At 69.3% G+C, this 19,766-nt stretch carries 17 protein-coding genes; 15 read left to right on the top strand and 2 right to left on the bottom strand.

The features are described 5' to 3' along the window. Positions 1-39: 39 nt before the first annotated feature. The 10 genes from QTH90_RS12670 to QTH90_RS12625 all read left to right on the top strand — a co-directional run bounded on the left by QTH90_RS12670 (position 40) and on the right by QTH90_RS12625 (position 9,837). Entirely contained in the window at positions 40-687 is a 648-nt protein-coding gene (locus tag QTH90_RS12670; protein WP_286664899.1) for a TetR/AcrR family transcriptional regulator, read from the top strand. A 97-nt stretch (positions 688-784) separates the two neighbouring features. Then, positions 785-1,531, top strand: a complete 747-nt coding sequence (locus tag QTH90_RS12665; protein WP_286570505.1) for a PAS domain-containing transcriptional regulator — start codon at positions 785-787, stop codon at positions 1,529-1,531. A 178-nt stretch (positions 1,532-1,709) separates the two neighbouring features. After that, complete coding sequence (locus QTH90_RS12660; protein ID WP_286664898.1) at positions 1,710-2,576, top strand: FAD binding domain-containing protein; 867 nt, start codon at positions 1,710-1,712, stop codon at positions 2,574-2,576. Positions 2,577-2,610: 34 nt separating this feature from the next. Further along, positions 2,611-3,102: a (2Fe-2S)-binding protein gene (locus QTH90_RS12655; RefSeq protein ID WP_286664897.1), complete on the top strand. Its 492-nt coding sequence runs from the start codon at positions 2,611-2,613 to the stop codon at positions 3,100-3,102. Further along, entirely contained in the window at positions 3,099-5,513 is a 2,415-nt protein-coding gene (locus QTH90_RS12650; RefSeq protein ID WP_286664896.1) for an aerobic carbon-monoxide dehydrogenase large subunit, read from the top strand. Before QTH90_RS12655 ends, QTH90_RS12650 begins: the two co-directional genes overlap by 4 nt. Positions 5,514-5,535: 22 nt before the next feature. After that, positions 5,536-6,159: an SRPBCC family protein gene (locus QTH90_RS12645; protein ID WP_286664895.1), complete on the top strand. Its 624-nt coding sequence runs from the start codon at positions 5,536-5,538 to the stop codon at positions 6,157-6,159. 8 nt (positions 6,160-6,167) lie between these two features. Next, a complete protein-coding gene (locus QTH90_RS12640; protein ID WP_286664894.1) occupies positions 6,168-7,073 on the top strand; it encodes an AAA family ATPase in 906 nt (301 codons plus the stop codon). After that, positions 7,070-8,233 (top strand): vWA domain-containing protein, encoded by a 1,164-nt coding sequence (locus QTH90_RS12635; protein ID WP_286664893.1) that lies wholly within the window; start codon positions 7,070-7,072, stop codon positions 8,231-8,233. Before QTH90_RS12640 ends, QTH90_RS12635 begins: the two co-directional genes overlap by 4 nt. A gap of 52 nt (positions 8,234-8,285) precedes the next feature. After that, positions 8,286-9,161: an XdhC family protein gene (locus QTH90_RS12630; RefSeq protein ID WP_286664892.1), complete on the top strand. Its 876-nt coding sequence runs from the start codon at positions 8,286-8,288 to the stop codon at positions 9,159-9,161. Between the two features lies 1 nt (position 9,162). After that, on the top strand, positions 9,163-9,837 hold the full coding sequence (locus tag QTH90_RS12625; RefSeq protein ID WP_286664891.1) for a nucleotidyltransferase family protein: 675 nt from the start codon (positions 9,163-9,165) through the stop codon (positions 9,835-9,837). Position 9,838: 1 nt separating this feature from the next. Here the strand turns inward: QTH90_RS12625 and QTH90_RS12620 are convergent, their stop codons facing one another. Further along, on the bottom strand, positions 9,839-11,641 hold the full coding sequence (locus tag QTH90_RS12620) for an NAD(P)/FAD-dependent oxidoreductase (protein ID WP_286664890.1): 1,803 nt from the start codon (positions 11,639-11,641) through the stop codon (positions 9,839-9,841). A 174-nt stretch (positions 11,642-11,815) separates the two neighbouring features. Here QTH90_RS12620 and QTH90_RS12615 point away from each other — a divergent pair, with 174 nt between their 5' ends. The 4 genes from QTH90_RS12615 (at position 11,816) to QTH90_RS12600 (ending at position 18,221) form a co-directional block, all read left to right on the top strand. Continuing rightward, a complete protein-coding gene (locus tag QTH90_RS12615; protein ID WP_286664889.1) occupies positions 11,816-12,280 on the top strand; it encodes a ferritin-like domain-containing protein in 465 nt (154 codons plus the stop codon). 29 nt (positions 12,281-12,309) lie between these two features. Beyond that, entirely contained in the window at positions 12,310-13,299 is a 990-nt protein-coding gene (gene acuI, locus QTH90_RS12610; RefSeq protein WP_286664888.1) for an acrylyl-CoA reductase (NADPH), read from the top strand. 97 nt (positions 13,300-13,396) lie between these two features. Further along, positions 13,397-17,758 carry a DEAD/DEAH box helicase gene (locus QTH90_RS12605; RefSeq protein ID WP_286664887.1) on the top strand — a complete coding sequence of 1,454 codons (4,362 nt, stop codon included), beginning with the start codon at positions 13,397-13,399 and terminating at the stop codon, positions 17,756-17,758. Positions 17,759-17,795: 37 nt separating this feature from the next. Continuing rightward, positions 17,796-18,221: an Lrp/AsnC family transcriptional regulator gene (locus QTH90_RS12600; RefSeq protein ID WP_286664886.1), complete on the top strand. Its 426-nt coding sequence runs from the start codon at positions 17,796-17,798 to the stop codon at positions 18,219-18,221. On the opposite strand, the gene QTH90_RS12595 is transcribed toward QTH90_RS12600, so the two are convergent. Then, positions 18,218-18,598 carry a winged helix-turn-helix transcriptional regulator gene (locus QTH90_RS12595; protein ID WP_286664885.1) on the bottom strand — a complete coding sequence of 127 codons (381 nt, stop codon included), beginning with the start codon at positions 18,596-18,598 and terminating at the stop codon, positions 18,218-18,220. The genes QTH90_RS12600 and QTH90_RS12595 overlap by 4 nt on opposite strands. Before the next feature lie 145 nt (positions 18,599-18,743). Between QTH90_RS12595 and QTH90_RS12590 the strand changes: the two genes are divergently transcribed. Further along, positions 18,744-19,745, top strand: coding sequence for an aldo/keto reductase (locus QTH90_RS12590; protein ID WP_286664884.1), 1,002 nt, complete (start codon positions 18,744-18,746; stop codon positions 19,743-19,745). The last annotated feature ends 21 nt before the right edge of the window (positions 19,746-19,766 follow it).

The following is a 19,766-nucleotide window of genomic DNA, read 5'->3' as shown; positions in this document are numbered from 1 at the left end:
ATAGCAAAGATAATGGACGCTGTCCACATGAAAGACTCGATGCCCGTGCCAATCGCCCCCAGCCCTCCTCCGCGCAGCACCTACCGCCATGGCGACCTGCGGCGTGCGCTACTGGAAGCGGGTGTCGAACTCGCGCGCGCGGGAGGACCGGATGCGGTCGTGCTGCGCGAGGCGACGCGTCGCGCGGGCGTGGTTCCCAATGCCGCATACCGGCACTTCGCCAGCCGGCAGGCGCTGCTGCAGGCGGTGCGGGCTGCGGCCCTTGCGGCCGTCGCCGTCGCGATGGAGGCCGAGCTGTCCGCGCTGCGGCCCTCGCGCAAGCCGGCCGACTTTGCGCGCGCCAGCGTGCGCGCCGTGGGCACCGGCTACCTGCGATTTGCGCAAGCCGAGACGGGCCTGTTCCGCACGGCCTTCGCGACGGCCGTGGATGTGGAAGACGTGCCTGCCGAGACCAAGAGCGGCGAGAGCGGCTTGAATCCGTTCGAGTTGCTGGGCGCCGCACTGGACCGGCTGGTCGATGCGGGCGTGATGCCGCCCGAGCGCCGCCCCGGCGCCGAGTTCCTCGCCTGGTCGGCCGTGCACGGACTGGCACTGCTCATCATCGACGGGCCCTTGCGCGGAATGCCGCGTGAGCAGACCGATGCGCTGGGCCAGCGCTTGCTCGATATGGTGGAGAAGGGGCTGTAGGCCACCCGCCGGGTTAGGGCCGGCCCCGCTGCGCAACACCACGCAAACAGTGCTTCAATAGCTTTCCGGCACCCACGGCCGGGCGACGGAGACACGAATGCAAAGCCGCAGCCCCCTGTATCTGCTCGAGCGCTCGGATGTCGGCGTGGTCCAGCTCGACCGCGAGTTGCGGGTCGTCGCGATGAACAGCTTCGCGCGCCGCGTGCTGCCGGTGGAGGACAAGCAGCCCTTCGAGAAGATGGTGCTGTCCTTCCATCCCGAGCACTCGCAGCCCAAGGTGAAGTTCCTGCTCGACCAGGCGGAGTGCCCGGTCAGCAATCCGCCGCCGATGACGATGATCATCAACATCCCCGAGCGGGTGCTGCTGATCAAGGTGGCCAAGCTGTCGGACCTGCGTGGCGACACCGCGAGCTACACGCTGATCTTCTACGACATCACCGAGCTCGTGAGCGGCGAGGAGCCCGCGGTGCAGAAGCCGCAGGCCAAGCGCCAGTTGCAGAAGATCCCGACGGTGTCGCAGAACCGCATCGTGCTCGTCGATGTCGAAGCGGTGACTTACATACGATCCGAAGGCCACTACACGTGGGTCAGCACCGCGCAGGGGTCGAGCTTCTGCAATCTCAACATCAGCGATCTGGCGGAACGGCTCGACGGCGCGTCCTTCCTGCGCATCCATCGCAGCTACCTCGCGAACCTCGACTTTGCCGAGCAGATCCTGCGTGACAACGGCAAGGTCAGCCTCAAGCTGCGCGGCGAAACCACGCCCCTTCCGGTCGCGCGCACCAGCGTGCCGCGCCTTCTGGAGCAGCTCGGCATCGCTGAAATCGACGCGCTGCGCAGCTGATCCGGGATAACCCGCAACACGGCCCGGCGGCGCGCAGTTCATGCGGCTGGCCGCGCATTTCGTGCGCGCGTCCCCGTGGTTCGTGCGCGGGAATTCTGCGGCCGATCGCGTGGTCTTAAGTTCATTGCCTGCGGGCCGGAGAGCCCGGTGGCCTGCTGCACGACAGGAGACAAATACGATGATCCCCGCCGGATTCGACTATCACGCGCCCCGCTCCGTCGGCGACGCGATCCAGCTTCTCGGCACGCTCGGCAGCGATGCCAAGCTCCTCGCCGGTGGCCACAGCCTGCTGCCGATGATGAAGCTGCGCTTCGCCCAGCCGGCGCACCTGATCGACCTGAACCGCATCGACGCGCTGCGCGGCATCCGCGAGGACGGCGGCACGGTCGTGATCGGCGCGATGACCGTCGAGAACGAACTCATCGACTCCCCCTTGTTGCGCGAGAAGGTGCCGCTGCTGCCCGAGGCCGCGCGCCAGATCGGCGATCCGCAGGTGCGCAATCGAGGCACCATCGGCGGCGACATCGCGCACGGCGATCCGGGCAACGATCACCCGGCGCTCGCCATCGCGCTCGATGCGCTGCTGGTGCTCGAAGGCCCGAACGGCCGCAGGCAAGTGCAGGCGGACGGCTTCTTCAAGGGGCCCTACATGACGGACATGGCCGAGGACGAGATCCTCGTCGAGATCCGCGTGCCCGCCTTCGCGCCGAAGACCGGCTGCGCCTACGAGAAGCTCAAGCGCAAGACCGGCGACTGGGCCACCGCAGCCGCCGCCGTGGTGCTGCGCCTCGACGGTGGCGGGAACGTGAGCCACGTGCGCATCGCGCTGACCAACGTCGCGCCCACGGCCCTGCGTGCCACCGACGCCGAAGCCGCGTTGCTCGGCAAGCCGTTGACCGACGCAAGTATTGCCGACGCCGCCGCAAAGGCCATGGCGATCTGCGACCCCGCCGAAGACCTGCGCGGCGACCGCGACTACAAGACCGCGATGGCAGGCCAGATGGTGAAGCGCGCCATTGCCAAGGCCGCGGCACGCTGCCGGTGAAGAACAACAAGACGACCAGAGGACGGAGACACCCATGACCAAGCAACTCATCAGCGTCAGCGTCAACGGCAGGCGCGTCGAGAAGGCGGTGGAGCCGCGCATGCTGCTCGTGCACTTCCTGCGCGAGGAGTGCCACCTCACCGGCGCGCACATCGGCTGCGAGACCAGCCACTGCGGCGCCTGCACCGTCGACATCGACGGGCAGTCGGTCAAGGGCTGCACCCATCTCGCGGTGCAATGCGACGGGTCGGAAGTGCTGACGGTCGAGGGCCTCGCGCAAGGCGCGGTGCTGCACGCCGTGCAGGAAGGCTTCTACAAGGAGCACGGCCTGCAATGCGGCTTCTGCACGCCGGGCATGCTGATGCGCGCCTACCGCTTCCTGCAGGAGAACCCGAACCCGACCGAGGATGAAGTCCGCACCGGCATGAGCGGCAACCTGTGCCGCTGCACGGGCTACCAGAACATCATCAAGGCGGTGCTGCATGCCGCCGCCAAGCTGCAGCAGACTGAAAAGGTGGCCGCATGAACGCCCCCATCGACCCCGCGCTGCTCGAGCGCAGCGCCGCGCTGCAAGGCCTCGGCGACAGCCGCCTGCGCAAGGAAGACGCGCGCTTCATCCAGGGCAAGGGCAACTACGTCGACGACATCAAGATGCCCGGCATGCTCCACATGGACATCGTGCGCTCGCCAGTCGCCCATGCGCGCGTGAAGAAGATCGACAAGACCGAGGCGCTGAAGGTGCCCGGCGTGATCGCAGTGCTGACCGCCGACGACCTCAAGCCGCTCAAGCTGCACTGGATGCCGACGCTCGCGGGTGACGTGCAGGCGGTGCTGGCCGACGAGAAGGTGCACTTCCAGATGCAGGAGGTCGCGGTCGTCATCGCCGAAGACCGCTACGCCGCCGCCGACGGTGTGGAAGCGGTGCTCGTCGAGTACGAGGAACTGCCCGTGGTGATCGACCCCTTCGCAGCGCTGGAGCCGAATGCGCCCGTGCTGCGCGAGGACCTCGCCGGCAAGACCGACGGCGCGCACGGCAAGCGCGACCATCCCAACCACATCTTCACCTGGGAGGCCGGCGACAAGGCCGCCGCCGATGCAGCCTTCGCGAACGCGCCGGTGACGGTGGCCGAGCGCATCTTCTACCCGCGCGTGCACCCCTGCCCGCTGGAGACCTGCGGCTGCGTCGCGAGCTTCGATCCAGTGCGCGGTGAGCTGACGACCTACATGACCTCGCAGGCGCCGCACGTCGTGCGCACGGTGGTCTCGCTCCTGTCGGGCCTGCCGGAGTCGAAGATCCGCATCGTCTCGCCCGACATCGGCGGCGGCTTCGGCAACAAGGTCGGCGTCTACCCCGGCTATGTGTGCGCGATCGTCGCGAGCATCGTGCTGGGCAAGCCGGTCAAGTGGATCGAGGACCGCATCGAGAACATCTCCAGCACGGCCTTCGCCCGCGACTACCACATGGATGGCGAGCTTGCCGCCACTGCCGACGGCAAGATACTCGGCCTGCGCGTCAACGTCATCGCCGACCACGGCGCCTTCGATGCCTGCGCCGACCCGACCAAGTACCCGGCCGGCCTGTTCCACATCTGCTCGGGCTCGTATGACATACCCGCCGCGTGGTGCAGCGTGAAGGGCGTCTACACCAACAAGGCGCCGGGCGGCGTGGCCTACCGCTGCTCGTTCCGGGTGACCGAGGCGGTCTACGTGATCGAGCGCATGGTGGACGTGCTCGCGCAAAAGCTGGGCATGGACAAGGCCGAGATCCGCGCGAAGAACTTCATCCGCAAGGAGCAGTTTCCGTACACGTCGGCCTTCGGCTTCGAGTACGACTCGGGCGACTATCACACTGCACTGCAGAAGGTGCTCGACGCCTGCGACTACAAGGGCCTGCGCGCCGAGCAGGCCGCCAGGCGCGCCGATCCGGACAGCCCGACGCTCATGGGCATCGGCCTGGTCGCCTTCACCGAAGTCGTCGGCGCCGGGCCGAGCAAGATGTGCGACATCCTCGGCGTCGGCATGTTCGACAGCTGCGAGATCCGCGTGCACCCCACCGGCAGCGCCATCGCGCGCATGGGCACCATCACGCAGGGCCAGGGTCACCAGACCACCTACGCGCAGATCATCGCGACCGAACTCGGGATCCCCTCCGAAGTCATCCAGGTCGAGGAAGGCGACACCTCCACCGCGCCCTACGGCCTGGGCACCTACGGATCGCGCTCGACGCCCGTGGCTGGCGCTGCCATCGCGCTCGCCGCGCGGAAGATCCACGCCAAGGCGCGCAAGATCGCCGCGCACCTGCTCGAAGTCGGCGAGAACGACCTCGACTGGGAAATCGACCGCTTCAAGGTCAAGGGCGACGACAGCCGGTTCAAGTCGATGAAGGACATCTGCTGGGCCGCCTACCACCAGGCGCCGCCGGGGCTCGAACCCGGCCTGGAAGCAGTGCACTACTACGACCCACCCAACTTCACCTTCCCCTTCGGCATCTACCTGTGCGTGGTCGACATCGACCGCGGCACCGGCGAGACCAAGGTGCGCCGCTTCTACGCGCTCGACGATTGCGGCACGCGCATCAACCCGATGATCATCGAAGGCCAGATCCACGGCGGGCTGACCGAAGGCTATGCGGTGGCGATGGGCCAGCAGATGCCCTTCGATGCGCAGGGCAACCTGCTCGGCAACACGCTGATGGACTACTTCCTGCCCACGGCGGTGGAGACGCCCAGATGGGAAACCGACCATACCGTGACGCCGTCGCCGCACCATCCGATCGGCGCCAAGGGCGTGGCCGAGTCCCCGCACGTCGGCTCGATCCCTACTTTCACCTCGGCCGTGGTCGATGCCTTCGCGCACCTGGGCGTGAAGCACATGGTGATGCCGCACAGCGCTTACCGCGTGTGGCAGCAACTGAAGAAGAGCGGCGTCGCGCTCTGAATCATCCCGAGAAAGGGCCACGATGGAAGTCAAGATCGACAAGCGCTACCCGCTCGATGTGGATGCGGCCCGTGCGTGGCAGGTGCTGCGCGACGTCAAGGCGGTCGCTGGCCTCATGCCGGGCGCGGCCATTACCGAGCAGGTCGACGACACGCACTACAAGGGCAACGTCAAGGTCAAGGTCGGCCCGGCGAACGCGGCCTTTGCGGGCGACATCGAGGTGCTTGCGCTCGACGAGTCCGCGATGAAGCTGCAGATGCTCGGCAAGGGCGCGGACCGCGGCGGCTCGTCGGCCTCGATGGACCTCAGCGCCACCATCGAGCCCGGCGAATCGGCGGCCACCTCGGTGCTGGCGGGGCAGGCCGTGGTCGCCGTCAGCGGCAAGTTCGCGCAGTTCGGCAGCCGGCTGATGGTGCCGGTGTCCGAGATGCTGCTGGCGCAGTTCGTCGACAACTTCCGCGCAGCCGCCGCGGCGCTGCCGGCGCCGGACGCATCGGGTGCGGCGACTGCGGACCCGGCGGCGGCACCGTCGTCCTCCCCACCCCCCGCCGCGGCACCCGCACCAGCGCGCGAGATCAACGCGCTCGCCATGCTGTGGAGCCTCGTCAAGGGCTGGTTCGCGGGCCTGCTCGGCAAGCGCACCTGAAACGCGCCATGACCGAAGCCGAGCTGCGCGAATCGCTGCACCGCGCCGGCTACATCGCCGACGAAGGCCTTGCCACCACGCTGTGGCTGGCTGGCGAATTGCAGCGTCCGCTGCTGGTGGAAGGCGATGCCGGTGTCGGCAAGACCTCACTGGCCGCCGCGCTGGCGCAGGCACGCGGCCAGGCGCTCGTGCGGCTGCAATGCCACGAGGGGCTGGACCTCTCCCAGGCGGCCTACGAGTGGAACTACGGCCGCCAGCTGCTCGCGATCCGCCTGCACGAGACACAGCCGCAGGGCATGAAGGAGGCGGATCTCTTCTCGCGCGACTACCTGCTCGAACGCCCCTTGCTGCAGGCCATCTCCAGCGACGCGCCCTGCGTGCTGCTGATCGACGAGATCGATCGTGCCGACGAAGCCTTCGAGGCCTTCCTGCTCGAAGTGCTGGCCGACTACCAGATCACCGTGCCCGAACTCGGCACCGTGCACGCCAGGCACGTGCCGCAGGTCGTGCTGACCAGCAACGGCACGCGCGAGTTGTCGGATGCGCTGCGCCGCCGCTGCCTCTACCACTACCTCGAATACCCGACGCTCGCGCGCGAGATCGCGATCGTGCGCGCCACGCTGCCGCAGGCCGAGAGCGCGCTCGTCGAGCAGGCGGTGGCTTTCGTGCAGCGCCTGCGCCGGGAAGACCTCGCCAAGACACCCGGCGTGGCCGAGACGCTCGACTGGGTGCGCGCGCTGCACCGGCTCGATTTCAAGGCGATGCCGGACGACCCGCACGCACTCGCCGGCACGCTGGCGTGCCTGCTCAAGACGCGCGAGGACCGCTTCCAGTTCGGCGAGGATCGCGTCCGCCAGCTCATCGAGGGCCGGCGCACTGTCGGCGTGGCCGAGAAGGCGCCGCAGCCCACATGAACACCACCGCACGCCCACTCGACAGCATCGCCGGCTTTGCGGCCCTGCTGCGCGACCACGGCTTGAAGGTCGGCGTGGCGGAGCAGCAGGCGATGGTGAGCGCCGCCCTGCGCGTGCCGATCGAGCGCGCATCGCGGCTCGATGCGGCCTGGCGCTCCATCGCCTGCCACGACGCCCGCGACTGGAAGCGTTGGCCCGAACTCTTCGAGCGCTACTGGCACCCCACGCGCACGAAAGGCAAGACGCGGACGAGCGGTGAGACGCGCCCGAGCCGCAACTTGCGGCAAATGGTGAAGAGCCTGCACGACAGCCTGGACGGCGCACGGCCGTCGACACGATCGACGCAGGACACCGCCCTGCAGGCAGCCGCCGCGCAGGCGGACGACGCCGGCCTGCCGCGCGCCCAAGGTGGCGCGAGCCGCGCAGACGCCCTGCACGACCGCGCGCTCTCGGAGTGGCTGCCGCAGGACCTGGCGCAGCTCGAACGCCTGGCCGAGCAGATCGCGCAGCGCCTGCGCAAGCGCCTGACCCGCCGTTGGCACGACAGCGCGCAAGGCCGCCGCCTCGACGTGCGCCGAACCCTGCGCGCCAGCCTGCGCACCGGTGGCCTGCCGGTGCATCCCGTGTGGCGCGCGCCACGGCGCGAATGGCCGCGCCTCTTCATCCTCGTCGACGTGAGCCGGTCGATGGAGACCCACGCGCAGCTCTTCCTGCGCATCGCCCGTGCCTTCGTGGCGGCGATGAACGCGCGCGTGTTCGTCTTCCACACGCGGCTCGCCGAAGTCACGCCGCTGCTGCGGAGCGACTCCGCCGCAGTGCAGGAGAAGGTCAATGCCGTCACCGCCGGCTTCGGCGGCGGCACCCGCATCGCCACGAGCCTCGCCGACTTCCATGCGGTGCATGCGCGCGCGCAGCTCACGCGCAATGCGCGCGTGTGGGTGCTGTCGGATGGCTTCGATGCCGACGAGCCGCAGCGGCTCGCCGAAGAACTGGCGCGCGTGCGTCGGCGCGGTGCGCGCATCCAGTGGTTCCATCCGTCCGAACGCCCGCCGGCCTCGCAGGCGATGCAGGGCGTCGTCGAACACGGCGGCCTGGTCGAAGGTTTCGCGCGGCTCAACAGCCTGCGCGATCTGGCCGGAATCGCGCAGCACCTGCACTGAACGCCGGCACCGCAACGTGATCCAACCCTTTCCCGCTCGCCAAGGAGTCGCCATGAACAACGCCGACACGGTCTTCGATGCCGCCCAGCGGCTGCAACGGGCCGGCAAGCCCTATGCGCTGGTCAGCGTGATCAAGGCGCTCGCGCCGGCATCGGCCCACCCCGGCGACAAGGCCGTCGTCACGGCCGATGGCGACTTCCATGGCTGGATCGGCGGCGGTTGCGCCCAGCCCGCCGTCGTCCGCACGGTGCGGCAGGTGCTGGCCGATGGGCATGCACGGCTGATCCGCATCGCGCCGACCGCCGACGGGCAGGAGAAGGACCTCGGCGACGTGCTGGAATTCGGCATGGCCTGCCACTCGGGCGGGACGCTGGAGCTGTTCGTGGACCCGGTGCTGCCGCAGGCGCAACTGGTGGTGATTGGCGCGTCGCCGGTCGCGGCCAGCCTGAGCCAGCTCGCGCCGCGCGTGGGCTTCGCGGTCACGCTGGTGGCACACGAGGCGCAGCCGACGGACTACCCGGATGCGCAGCGCGTCATCGCGAGTGATGACGTGGCCGCGGCCACCGCGCAGATCGCGCCGGGCGCATGGGTGGTCGTCGCGACGCAGGGCCGCCGCGATGTGCAGGCGCTGCGGCTGGCGCTCGCGCTGGATGCGCGGCAGGTGTCTTTCGTTGCCAGTGCGCGCAAGGCGCAGGTGCTGAAGGAATCGTTGATGGCAGCGGGCGCCGATGCAGAGGCGGTGGCCGCGATCGTCGCGCCCGCGGGCTACCCGATGCCTGCGACCACGCCGGAGGAAATCGCCTTGTCGGTGCTGGCCGCGGTCGTTTCGCACCGGCGCGGCGCCGAGCGCGCATCGCCCGCCGCCCCCACGGTGGCGGAATCGCCCGCGGTTCCAGCCGCGGCGAAATCCTCCTGCTGCGGGCACTGACATGGGCTGCATCCTCAAAGGCGGCGGCGGCCTCTACGCACGCATGGTGATCGGCGCGGTGCTGCTCGCGGCCGGTTCCGGCAGCCGGCTCGGCGGCCGGCCGAAATCGCTGCTCGAACTCGGCGGCGTGCCGCTCATCCGCCGACAGTTGATTGCACTCTCGGGCGCTGGCGTGGACGAGGTCGTCGTCGTGCTCGGCCATCATGCCGACGCGATCGAAGCGGCCGTGCGCGACTTCCCCGTCACCCTGGCGCGCAATCCATCGCCGGACGACGGTCAGGCCTCGTCCGTGCGCATCGGCCTGCAGGCCCTGTCCCCGAAGCTGGACGCAGTGATCGTCGCGCTCGCCGATCAGCCGATGATCAACGCGCAGGACATCACGGCGCTGATCGGCGCCTTCAAGAAGCGCGGCGATGCCTCGATGGCCGTGCCGCGCGTGGCGGGCGAGCCGGGCAATCCGGTGATCTTCGAATCCGCCCTGCGCGACGAGTGGCTGGCCGGCGATGCGAACGCGGCCTGTCGCCGCTGGCGCGATGCCCATCCGGAGCGCGTGCGCTGGTTCGACACCGACAACAGCCGCTACCGGGTCGACATCGACACGCCGGAGGATCTCCGGGCGTTCACCGAGCGCACGGGCCACGAACTGCGCTGGCCCGCCGCACTCGCTGCCGCCTGATTCAGCGCCGGTGGTGGCTCGGCGCCAGTTCGTACACCGGCGTCGACAGGCCCTCCATGCGCGCCTTCAACTGCAGCGAGAGGAACTGCGAGTAGTGCCGCGACTGGTGCAGGTTGCCACCGTGGACCCATAGTTGCGGCACCTGCGTCGGCTTCCACATGTTGCGCAGCTCGCCTTCCCATGGCCCCGGGTCCTTGGGCGTGTCGGAGCCCAGTCCCCAGACCTTGCCGACCTTGTCCGCCAGCTCCGGCGAGATCAGGTCGGCCAGCCAGCCGTTCATCGAGCCGTAGCCGGTCGCGTAGACGATCAGGTCGGCCGGCAACTCGCTGCCGTCGCTCAGCGTCACCGAGCGTGGGTTGATGTGCTCGATGGTCACGCCGCTGCGCAGCTTGATGCTGCCGTTGGCCACCAACTCCGAGGCGCCCACATCGATGTAGTAGCCCGATCCGCGCCGCAGGTACTTCATGAAGAGGCCCGAGCCGTCGACGCCGAAGTCCAGCAGGAAGCCGGCCTTCTCAAGCCGCGCGTAAAGGTCCGCGTCTCGCTTCTTCATCTCGTCGTACACCGGCACCTGCATCGGCGCCATGATCTTGTAGGGCACCGAGGCGAAGATCAGGTCTGCCTTGTCGGTCGTCACGCCGGCCTTCACCGCAGACTCGGAGTACAGCCCGCCGAGCGCCAGCTCCATGAGCGAATCCGAAGGGGCGATGTGCGTCGAGCTGCGCTGGATCATGGTCACGTCGGCGCCGGTCTCCCACAGCGCCGCGCAGATGTCGTGCGCCGAGTTATTGGAGCCGAGCACCACGCACTTCTTGCCGCGCCAGGCCTCGGGCCCGGGATGCGCGCTGGAATGATGCTGCTCGCCCTCGAAGGTCTCGGCGCCGGGGATCTTCGGTACGTTCGGGTAGCCCGAGACGCCGAGCGCGAAGACGAGCTGCTTCGGCCGCAGCGTGATCTCCTTGCCGTCGCGCTCGACGGTGACCTCCCATTCCTTCTTCGCCTCGTCGAAGCGCGCCTTCTTCGCGGTGGTGGAGCCCCAGTAGTTGAGCTCCATCACCTTGGTGTACATCTCCAGCCAGTCGCCGATCTTGTCCTTGGGCGAGAACACGGGCCAGTCCTCGGGAAAGGGCAGGTAGGGCAGGTGGTCGTACCAGACCGGGTCATGCAGGCACAGGCTCTTGTAGCGCTTGCGCCAGGAGTCGCCGGGCCGCGCGTTCTTCTCGACGATGATGGTCGGCACGCCCAGCTTGCGCAGCCGCGCGCCGAGGGCGATGCCGCCCTGCCCGCCGCCGACGATCACGACGTAGGGCTGCTCGGTGAAGCCCAGCGTCTTCGCTTCCTCGTCGCGCTTTTCGAGCCAGGTCTTGCGCTCGGGGTTCGCGCCGTGCTCGGCGCCCTTGATGCGCCGATCGCCCTTGCGCTCCTCGAAGCCCTTCAGCTCGGTCATCGTCGTCAGCAGCGTCCAGGCCTTGCCCTTGCGCAGCCGCAGGTGGCCCCGTCCGCGCGCGACGGCGGTCTCGAAGGTGAACCACGCGTCCACCACGCCATCGGCCTCCGTCGCTTCGCCCTCGACTGCGAAGGCGCCCGGCTTCGTGTCGGCCAGCCGTGCCTCCAGCATCTTGCGGATGGCCTCGGGGCCTTCCTGTGTCCGGATGTTCCAGGTGAAAGCGACCAGGTCGCGCCAGTAACAGTCAGGCTCGAACAGCGCGACCGCCGCATCGATGTCCTGCCGCTCCAGGGCGGACGAGAAATCCGCCAGCCAGGCGCTGGCGATCTGCGTCGGATGAGTGGACAGATCCGTCATCTATGTGTCTCCTTGGTTCCCGGTCTCGTGTACGCGGGCGAGCCGGGCGGCAACCGTACGCCCATCGTCCGCCGGCGTCAAACGCGCTTCGCTGCTTGCGCCGGCGCGGGGATCGTGCGAGTCTTTGCGAGGCGCCGATGGTGGCGCCGACTTCGCTCGCGGAGGTGCCTTTCCATGTCCCAACTCGACAAGGCCCAGGTCGTCGACGTCCTGAACCGTCTGCTGGAAGCGGAGCTGGCCGGCGTCGTGCGCTACACGCACTACTCCTTCCTCGTCTTCGGCTTCTCGCGCATCCCGATCGTGTCGTGGCTGCGCCAGCAGGCCGACGAATCGCTGCTGCACGCGCAGCAGGTCGGCGAATGGATCACCACGCTCGGCGCCTACCCGTCGCTGGGCATCGGGCCGCTCCTCGATTCGCACAAGCACGACATGTCGGCGATCCTGCAGGAGTCGCTGGCGACGGAAGGCAAGGCGCTGGACCTGTACCGCGACCTGCTGCGGCTGGTCGAAGGCCACTCCGTGGCGCTGGAGGAGTTCGCCCGGCAGATGATCCAGGCGGAAGAGCTCCACGCCGCCGATGTCGACAAGATGCTGCGCAAGCCCGGCGAAGTGCGTGCCTTCGCGGTGCGCAATGATTGAGAGACCGAATCGCAAGGAAACCCAGGAAAATGTTCGAAGCCCTGCTGCTCACCAAGGCCGACGACGGCGCCACCCGGTCCGCCGTCACGTCCATCGACGAAGCCCAGTTGCCCGAGGGCGACGTGCTCGTCGACGTCGCTTATTCCACCGTCAACTACAAGGACGCGCTCGCCATCACCGGCAAGTCGCCCGTGGTGCGCAAGTTCCCGATGGTGCCCGGCATCGACCTCGCGGGCAGCGTGGTCGAGAGCAGCGACGCGCGCTTCAGGCCCGGCGACGCCGTGGTGCTCAACGGCTGGGGCGTCGGCGAAACGCATTGGGGTGGCCTTGCGCGCAAGGCCCGCGTCAAGGCCGACTGGCTGGTGCCCATTCCCGCGGGCCTCGACGCACGGCAGGCCATGGCGATCGGCACGGCCGGCTACACCGCGATGCTGTGCGTGATGGCGCTGCAGAACCACGGCGTGACGCCGGCCGCGGGCCCTGTGCTCGTCACCGGCGCGAACGGCGGCGTGGGCACCATCGCCATCGCGCTGCTCGCGAAGCTCGGGTTCGAGGTGCACGCATCGACGGGGCGGCCGCAGGAGGCCGCACACCTGCAGCGCCTGGGCGCCAGGGAGATCATCGACCGCGCCACGCTCAGCGAACCCGGCAAGCCCCTGCAGAAAGAGCGCTGGGCCGCTGCGGTGGACAGCGTGGGCAGCCACACGCTGGCCAACGTCTGCGCGAGCCTGAAATACGGCGGCACCGTTGCCGCCTGCGGACTCGCGCAGGGCATGGACTTTCCGGCCAGCGTCGCGCCCTTCATCCTGCGCGGCGTCACGCTGGCGGGCATCGACAGCGTGCATGCCCCGCAGACGCGCCGCCTCGCGGCATGGCAGCTGCTTGCCAATGACTTGCCGCGCGATCTGCTGGACGCCAACACCGAGACCATCGGCCTCGGCGCGGTCGCCGCCCTCGCGCCGCGGCTGCTGGCCGGCGAGGTGCGCGGGCGCGTGCTGGTCGACCTGGGCGCGTCATGAACGGATACATCGCGGCCGCCTGCGCGCCTTGACATCGGCAGGGCCAGCCTGATCTCATTCCCCTGCGCCACGTTGCGCAGCAAGACCGCGTCACGTCGTGCTTCAAGACTTCCACCCCGCCGTTGCCAACTGGTTCAACGCCACCTTTCCGGGCCCCACGGAGGCCCAGGCGGCCGCGTGGCCGGTCATCGCCGCGAGGCGCCACACGCTGGTCGCGGCGCCCACCGGGTCGGGCAAGACGCTGACGGCCTTTCTTGCGGCGCTCGACAGCCTGGTGCGCCAAGGGCTGGAGCCGGGCGGCCTGCCCGACGAGACCTCGGTCCTCTACATCTCGCCGCTGAAGGCGCTCTCCAACGACATCGGCCTCAACCTCAAGGCGCCGCTCGCCGGCATCCGTCGCGAACTCGCCAGGCTCAAGCTGCCGGACGTCGACATCCGCACGGCCGTGCGCACCGGCGACACGCCGGCCAGGGAGCGGCAGCAAAGCCTGCGGCAGCCGCCGCACATCCTGGTCAGCACGCCCGAGTCGCTCTATGTGCTGCTCGGCTCCGAGTCGGGGCGCCGGATGCTCTCGACCGTGCGCACGGTCATCGTCGACGAGATCCACGCGGTCGTCGCCACCAAGCGCGGCAGCCATCTGGCGCTGTCGCTCGAACGGCTGCAATCGCTGTGCGCGAAGCCGCTGACCCGCATCGGCGTGTCGGCCACGCAGAAGCCGATCGACGAGATCGCGCGCTTCCTCGTCGGTGCCGGCGCGGTGGCGGATGGCGTGGCCGATTGCGAGATCGTCGATATCGGCTACGCCAAGCAACGCGACCTGGCCCTGGAATTGCCGCCCACGCCGCTCGCCGTCGTCATGTCGAACGAGCAGTGGGAGCAGGTCTATGCGCGCGTCGCGGGGCTGGTGCACGCGCATCGCACGACGCTGGTCTTCGTCAACACGCGGCGCATGGCGGAACGCGCCGCGCGCCACCTTGGCGAGATCCTCGGCAAGGAGGTCGTCGCTGCCCACCATGGCAGCCTCGCGAAGGAGACGCGTCTCGATGCCGAGCAGCGCCTGAAGCGCGGCGACCTGAAGGTGCTGGTGGCCACGGCCTCGCTGGAACTGGGGCTGGACATCGGCGATGTGGACCTGGTGTGCCAGCTGGGTTCGCCGCGGTCCATCGCCACCTTCCTGCAGCGCGCGGGCCGCTCGGGCCATGCCGTGGGCGGTGTGCCGAAGGCGCGCCTGTTTCCGCAGTCTTGCGACGAACTGGTCGAGTGCGCGGCCCTGCTGGACTGCGTGCGCCGCGGCGAACTCGATGCGCTGCACGTGCTGCCCGCGCCGCTCGATGTGCTCGCGCAGCAGATCGTCGCCGAGACCGCCTCGCGCGAATGGGACGAGGAGGCGCTCTTCGCGCTCGTGCGGCGTGCATGGCCCTATGCCGGCCTGACGCGCGAGACCTTCGCATCCGTCGTGCGCATGCTCGCCGAAGGGTTCACGACGCGGCTGGGTCAGCGCGCGAGCTATGTGCACCGCGATGCCGTGCATCACCGCCTGCGCGAGCGCAAGGGCGCGCGCCTGACCGCGCTGACTTCCGGCGGCACCATCCCCGAGACCGGCGACTACACGGTGATGCTCGAACCGCAGGCGCACAAGATCGGCACGGTCAACGAGGACTTCGCGGTCGAGAGCCTGGCGGGCGACGTCTTCCAGCTGGGCAACACCAGCTATCGCATCCTGCGCATCGAGCCCGGCCGCGTGCGCGTGGAAGATGCGCACGGCGCCGCGCCCAACATTCCGTTCTGGCTGGGCGAGGCGCCGGGCCGCACGGATGAACTCTCCCTGGGTGTCTCGCGACTTCGCGATGAGATCGCCGAAAGCCTGGCCGCCCGGGGCTTGCAGGCGACGGTGGACTGGCTGGCCCGCGACATCGGCATGGACACCGAGGCCGCGCGCCAGATCGCCGATCATCTCGCCCGCGCCATGAGGGCACTCGGTGCGCTGCCCACCCAGCGGCGCATCGTGATGGAGCGCTTCTTCGACGAATCGGGCGGCATGCAGCTGGTGATCCATTCGCCCTACGGCAGCCGCCTCAACCGCGCGTGGGGACTGGCACTGCGCAAGCGCTTCTGCCGCAAGTTCAATTTCGAGCTGCAGGCTGCGGCGACCGAGGACGCGATCGTGCTGTCGCTCTCGACGAGCCACAGCTTTCCGCTGGACGAAGTGGCGCGCTACCTTCACTCGGCGACCGCGCTCGACGTGCTGGTGCAGGCGCTGCTCGATGCGCCGCTCTTCGGCGCGCGCTGGCGCTGGAACGCGACCACCGCGCTGGCATTGCCGCGCTTCGTCGGCGGGCGCAAGGTGGCGCCGCAGTTGCAGCGCATGAAGTCGGAGGACTTGCTCGCCAGCGTCTTTCCGGACCAGGTCGCCTGTGCGGAGAACCTCGCCGGCGAGCGCGAGATTCCGGAGCATCCGCTGGTGGCGCAGACGCTGCGTGACTGCCTCTATGACGCGATGGATGCAGAAGGCTGGCTGCGGCTGCTGCGCCGGATGGAATCCGGCGAAGTCGAAGTGGTGGCGCGCGATCTGCCCGCGCCGTCGCCGCTCGCGGCGGAAGCGCTCAATGCCCGGCCCTATGCCTTCCTCGACGATGCGCCGCTCGAAGAGCGACGCACCCAGGCCGTGCAGAACCGGCGCTACATCGATCCGGAGAGCGCAGACGATCTCGGCCAGCTCGACGCCGATGCGATCGAGAGCGTGCGGCAGGAGGCATGGCCCCGTGCGCGCAACGCCGACGAGATGCACGAGGCGCTGAGCGGACTCGGTGTCGTGACGGACGCGGAGGCTGCTGGCAACGCGGAATGGTTGCCGTGGCTCGAGGCGCTCGCGCAGGCCGGGCGCGCGACGCGGCTGGTGCCTGCGACGGACGACGCGCGCGGCGCGGGGCTGTGGGTGGCGGCCGAACGCCTGACGCCCATCCTCGCGCTCTACCCGCGCGCGGCGATGCAGCCTGTCATCGAGGCGCCCGCGGAATACGCGCAGGCGCAAGGCAGCGCCGAAGACACGCTGCGCGAACTGTTGCGTTCGCGCTTGACCGGGATGGGCCCGATGTCGGCAGACGCCCTCGCGGCGCAGCTGCGCCTGCCGCGTTCCGACATCGACGCCGCCTTGTCGGCATTGCAGACCGAAGGCTACGTGCTGCAGGGCCGCTTCACGCCCGGCGCCGATTCCGCCGAATGGTGTGAGCGCCATCTGCTCGCCCGCATCCATCGCTACACGCTCAAGCGGCTGCGCCGCGAGATCGAGCCCGTCGAGCCGCGCGACTTCGTGCGCTTCCTGTTCGAGTGGCAGCGCGTCGGCAGCGCGGGCCGGGTCAGCGGTCCGGACGCCCTCGCCGGCATCCTCACGCAGCTCGAAGGCTACGAGGCGCCGGCGGGCACCTGGGAGGCCGAACTGCTGCCGGCGCGCGTGAAGGACTATGCGCCGGCGTGGCTCGACGACCTGTGCACGGCCGGCCGCACCTTGTGGACGCGCCTGCGCCCCGCTGCCAGCGATGCGCGTGCGGGCGGTGGCGGCACGTCGCTGCGCACGACGCCGGTGCTGCTTCTGCCGCGGCGCACCGCCTCCCTTTGGACCAGTCTCGTGCCCCCGCCCGCAGACGACACGGGGTTGGGCTCGCGGGCACAGCGCGTTGCCACCTATCTCGCAGAGCACGGCGCTTCCTTCTTCGACGAGATCGTCCAAGGCACGCACCTGCTGGGCACCGAACTCGAAGATGCTTTGAGCGAACTCGTCGTGCGCGGCCGCGCGCATTGCGACAGCTACGCAGGGCTGCGTGCGTTGCTGATTCCGCCATCCAAGCGTTCGTCGGCGCACGCACGTCGACGCCGCCGCACCGCACTCTTCGGCATCGAGGACGCCGGCCGGTGGTCGCTGGTTCGCCAGCGCCCGCCTGCCGCCGCGGGTCCGGTGCCCGCCATTTCCCCGGACGCCATCGAGCAGGTCGCGCGCATCCTGCTGCGCCGCTACGGCGTGGTGTGCTGGCGCATCCTGGAGCGCGAGCCGACGTGGCTGCCCCCGTGGCGCGACCTCGTGCGCGCCTATCGCCGTCTCGAAGCGCGCGGAGAAATCCGCGGTGGCCGGTTCATCGCCGGCGTGGCGGGCGAGCAGTTCGCGCTGCCCGAAGCCATCGGACTCATGCGGCAGGTGCGGCGCCAGGCGCCGGACGAGAGCCTCGTCTGCCTCGCCGCCACCGATCCGGCCAACCTCCTCGGCACCGTCGTGCCGGGGCCGAAGGTCGCCCGCGTCGCGGGCTCGCGCGTGGTCTATCGCGACGGCATTCCGCTGGCGACCAGCGTCGCCGGGCAGGTCGAGACGCTCGTGCCGCTCAGCCCGGAGGAGACGAAGGCCGTCACCCGCGCGCTGTCCTCCGAACCGTCGCTGCGCTACGTGGACCTGGCCGCCACCAGCGGCTGAGATTGGCAAAACGCCGGGACTGACCGACAGTGTCGGCATGGACCTCGACGAACTCGACCATCAACTGATCTCCATGCTGCGGCAAGACGCGCGCCTGCCCGCCGCGACGCTGGCCCAGAAGCTCGGCGTCTCGCGCGGCACGGTGACGAACCGCCTGCGCAAGCTGGAGGACGGCGGCGTCATCGTCGGCTACGCGGTGCAGCTTCGGCCCGAGGAGCGCTCGGACGAAATCCGCGCCTGGATGGCGATCCAGGTCGAAGGCAACCAGACCCGGCTGGTCATCGCCAGCCTCCTGGGCGAACCCGGCGTGGCCGCGCTGTTCGACACCAACGGCCGCTGGGACCTGCTGGCCGAACTGCGCGCTCGTTCGATGACGGAGCTGTCGCACGTGCTGGAGCGCATCCGGTTGCTGAAGGGCATTCGCAATACGGAGACGAGCATTCATCTGGCGACGTACCGCTAGCCCCGCTCCTGTCCATCGAACGCCCTTCGCGCATCCGCCAGATCCCGGTGATGTGCCTCGGCCCAGCGCCCCACCGCGACGAAAGCCTCGCCCAGCGGCCGGCCGACATCGCTCAGCGCGTATTCCACATGCGGCGGCACGCTGTGATGGTCCGTGCGCAGCACCAGCCCGTTGCGCTCCAGTTCGCGCAGCGTCTGCGTGAGCATCTTCTGCGAGATGCCGCCGACGCGGCGCAGCAGTTCGTTGTTGCGCATGGGGCCGTCGCGCAGCGCCGGCATGAGCAGCATCGCCCATTTGTTGGCGACAAGCTCCAGCGCCGCGCGCGATGGGGACGTGGCGCTGAACACATCGACCGTTGGGGCCTCGGCCGTCTTCATCGGGGTCAATCGTTGCCAGGAAGCAGGTGCGCGTGATGGTCGCGCTTCCGCGGTGCAAGAGCAACCGTACCCCACACGCCATGCCGGACATCGCGGCGCTGACTATGATGCCCCTCCGCCCAGCAGCAGCGATCGGAGTCTTCCCATGAGTATTCCCACCACCCGCCTCGGCCGCACCGGCCTCACCGTGTCGCGCCTCGCGCTCGGCACCATGACCTTCGGCCTGCAGACCGACGAAGCGGTGTCGCACAGCATCCTCGACAGGGCGACCGACGGCGGCATCAACTTCCTTGACACGGCCGACGTGTACCCGCTCGGCGGCACGGTCGAGACCACCGGCCGCACCGAGGAGATCATCGGCCGCTGGCTGCGCGCCAAGGGCCGCAGCCGCTACATCGTCGCGACCAAGGCGGTGGGCAAGGTCGGCCCGAACACCTGGGACCAGGGCGCGTCGCGCAAGCATCTGCTGGACGCCATCGACGCGTCGCTCAAGCGGCTGCAGACCGATCACGTCGACCTCTACCAGCTGCACCAGGACGACCGTGAGACCCCGCTGGACGAGAGCCTCGAGGCGCTGGACGTGATCGTCCGCTCCGGCCGGGCGCGCTACATCGGCGTGTCGAACTTTCTCGCCTACCGGCTGGCGCGCGCCATCGGAAAGTCCGAGCTGCACAAGCTCACGCGGCTGGTGTCGGTGCAGCCGCGCTACAGCCTGCTGTTCCGCGAGATCGAGCGCGAGCTGCTGCCGCTGGCGGGTGAGGAGGGCCTGGGCGTGATTCCGTACAACCCGCTCGCGGGCGGGCTGCTGACCGGCAAGTACAAGACTGGCGCGAAGCCGGAAGACAACACGCGCTTCACCCTCGGCACGGCCGGCACGATGTACCAGGACCGCTACTGGAACGAGCGCAGCTTCGGCACGGTGACGCAGCTGCACAAGCTGGCCGACGAGGCGGGTGTGCCGTTGGCGACGCTGGCCGTTGCATGGGTGATGGCGAACCCGCTGATTACCGCTCCGCTGCTCGGCGCCAGCCGGCCCGAGCAACTGGATGCAACACTGGCTGCCGCCGAATACAAGCTGGATGCGAGCCTGAAGCAAAAACTCGACGACCTGACCGCCGAATACCGCAAGGGTGACGCAACGAGATAAAGCTCGCCCCCAGGCTTGCGG

Origin of the sequence: Variovorax flavidus, from assembly GCF_030317145.1 — a bacterium.
GTDB lineage: Bacteria > Pseudomonadota > Gammaproteobacteria > Burkholderiales > Burkholderiaceae_C > Variovorax > Variovorax flavidus.
Note: the sequence above shows the minus strand (reverse complement) of the source record. Positions and strands in the feature narration are given on the sequence as shown.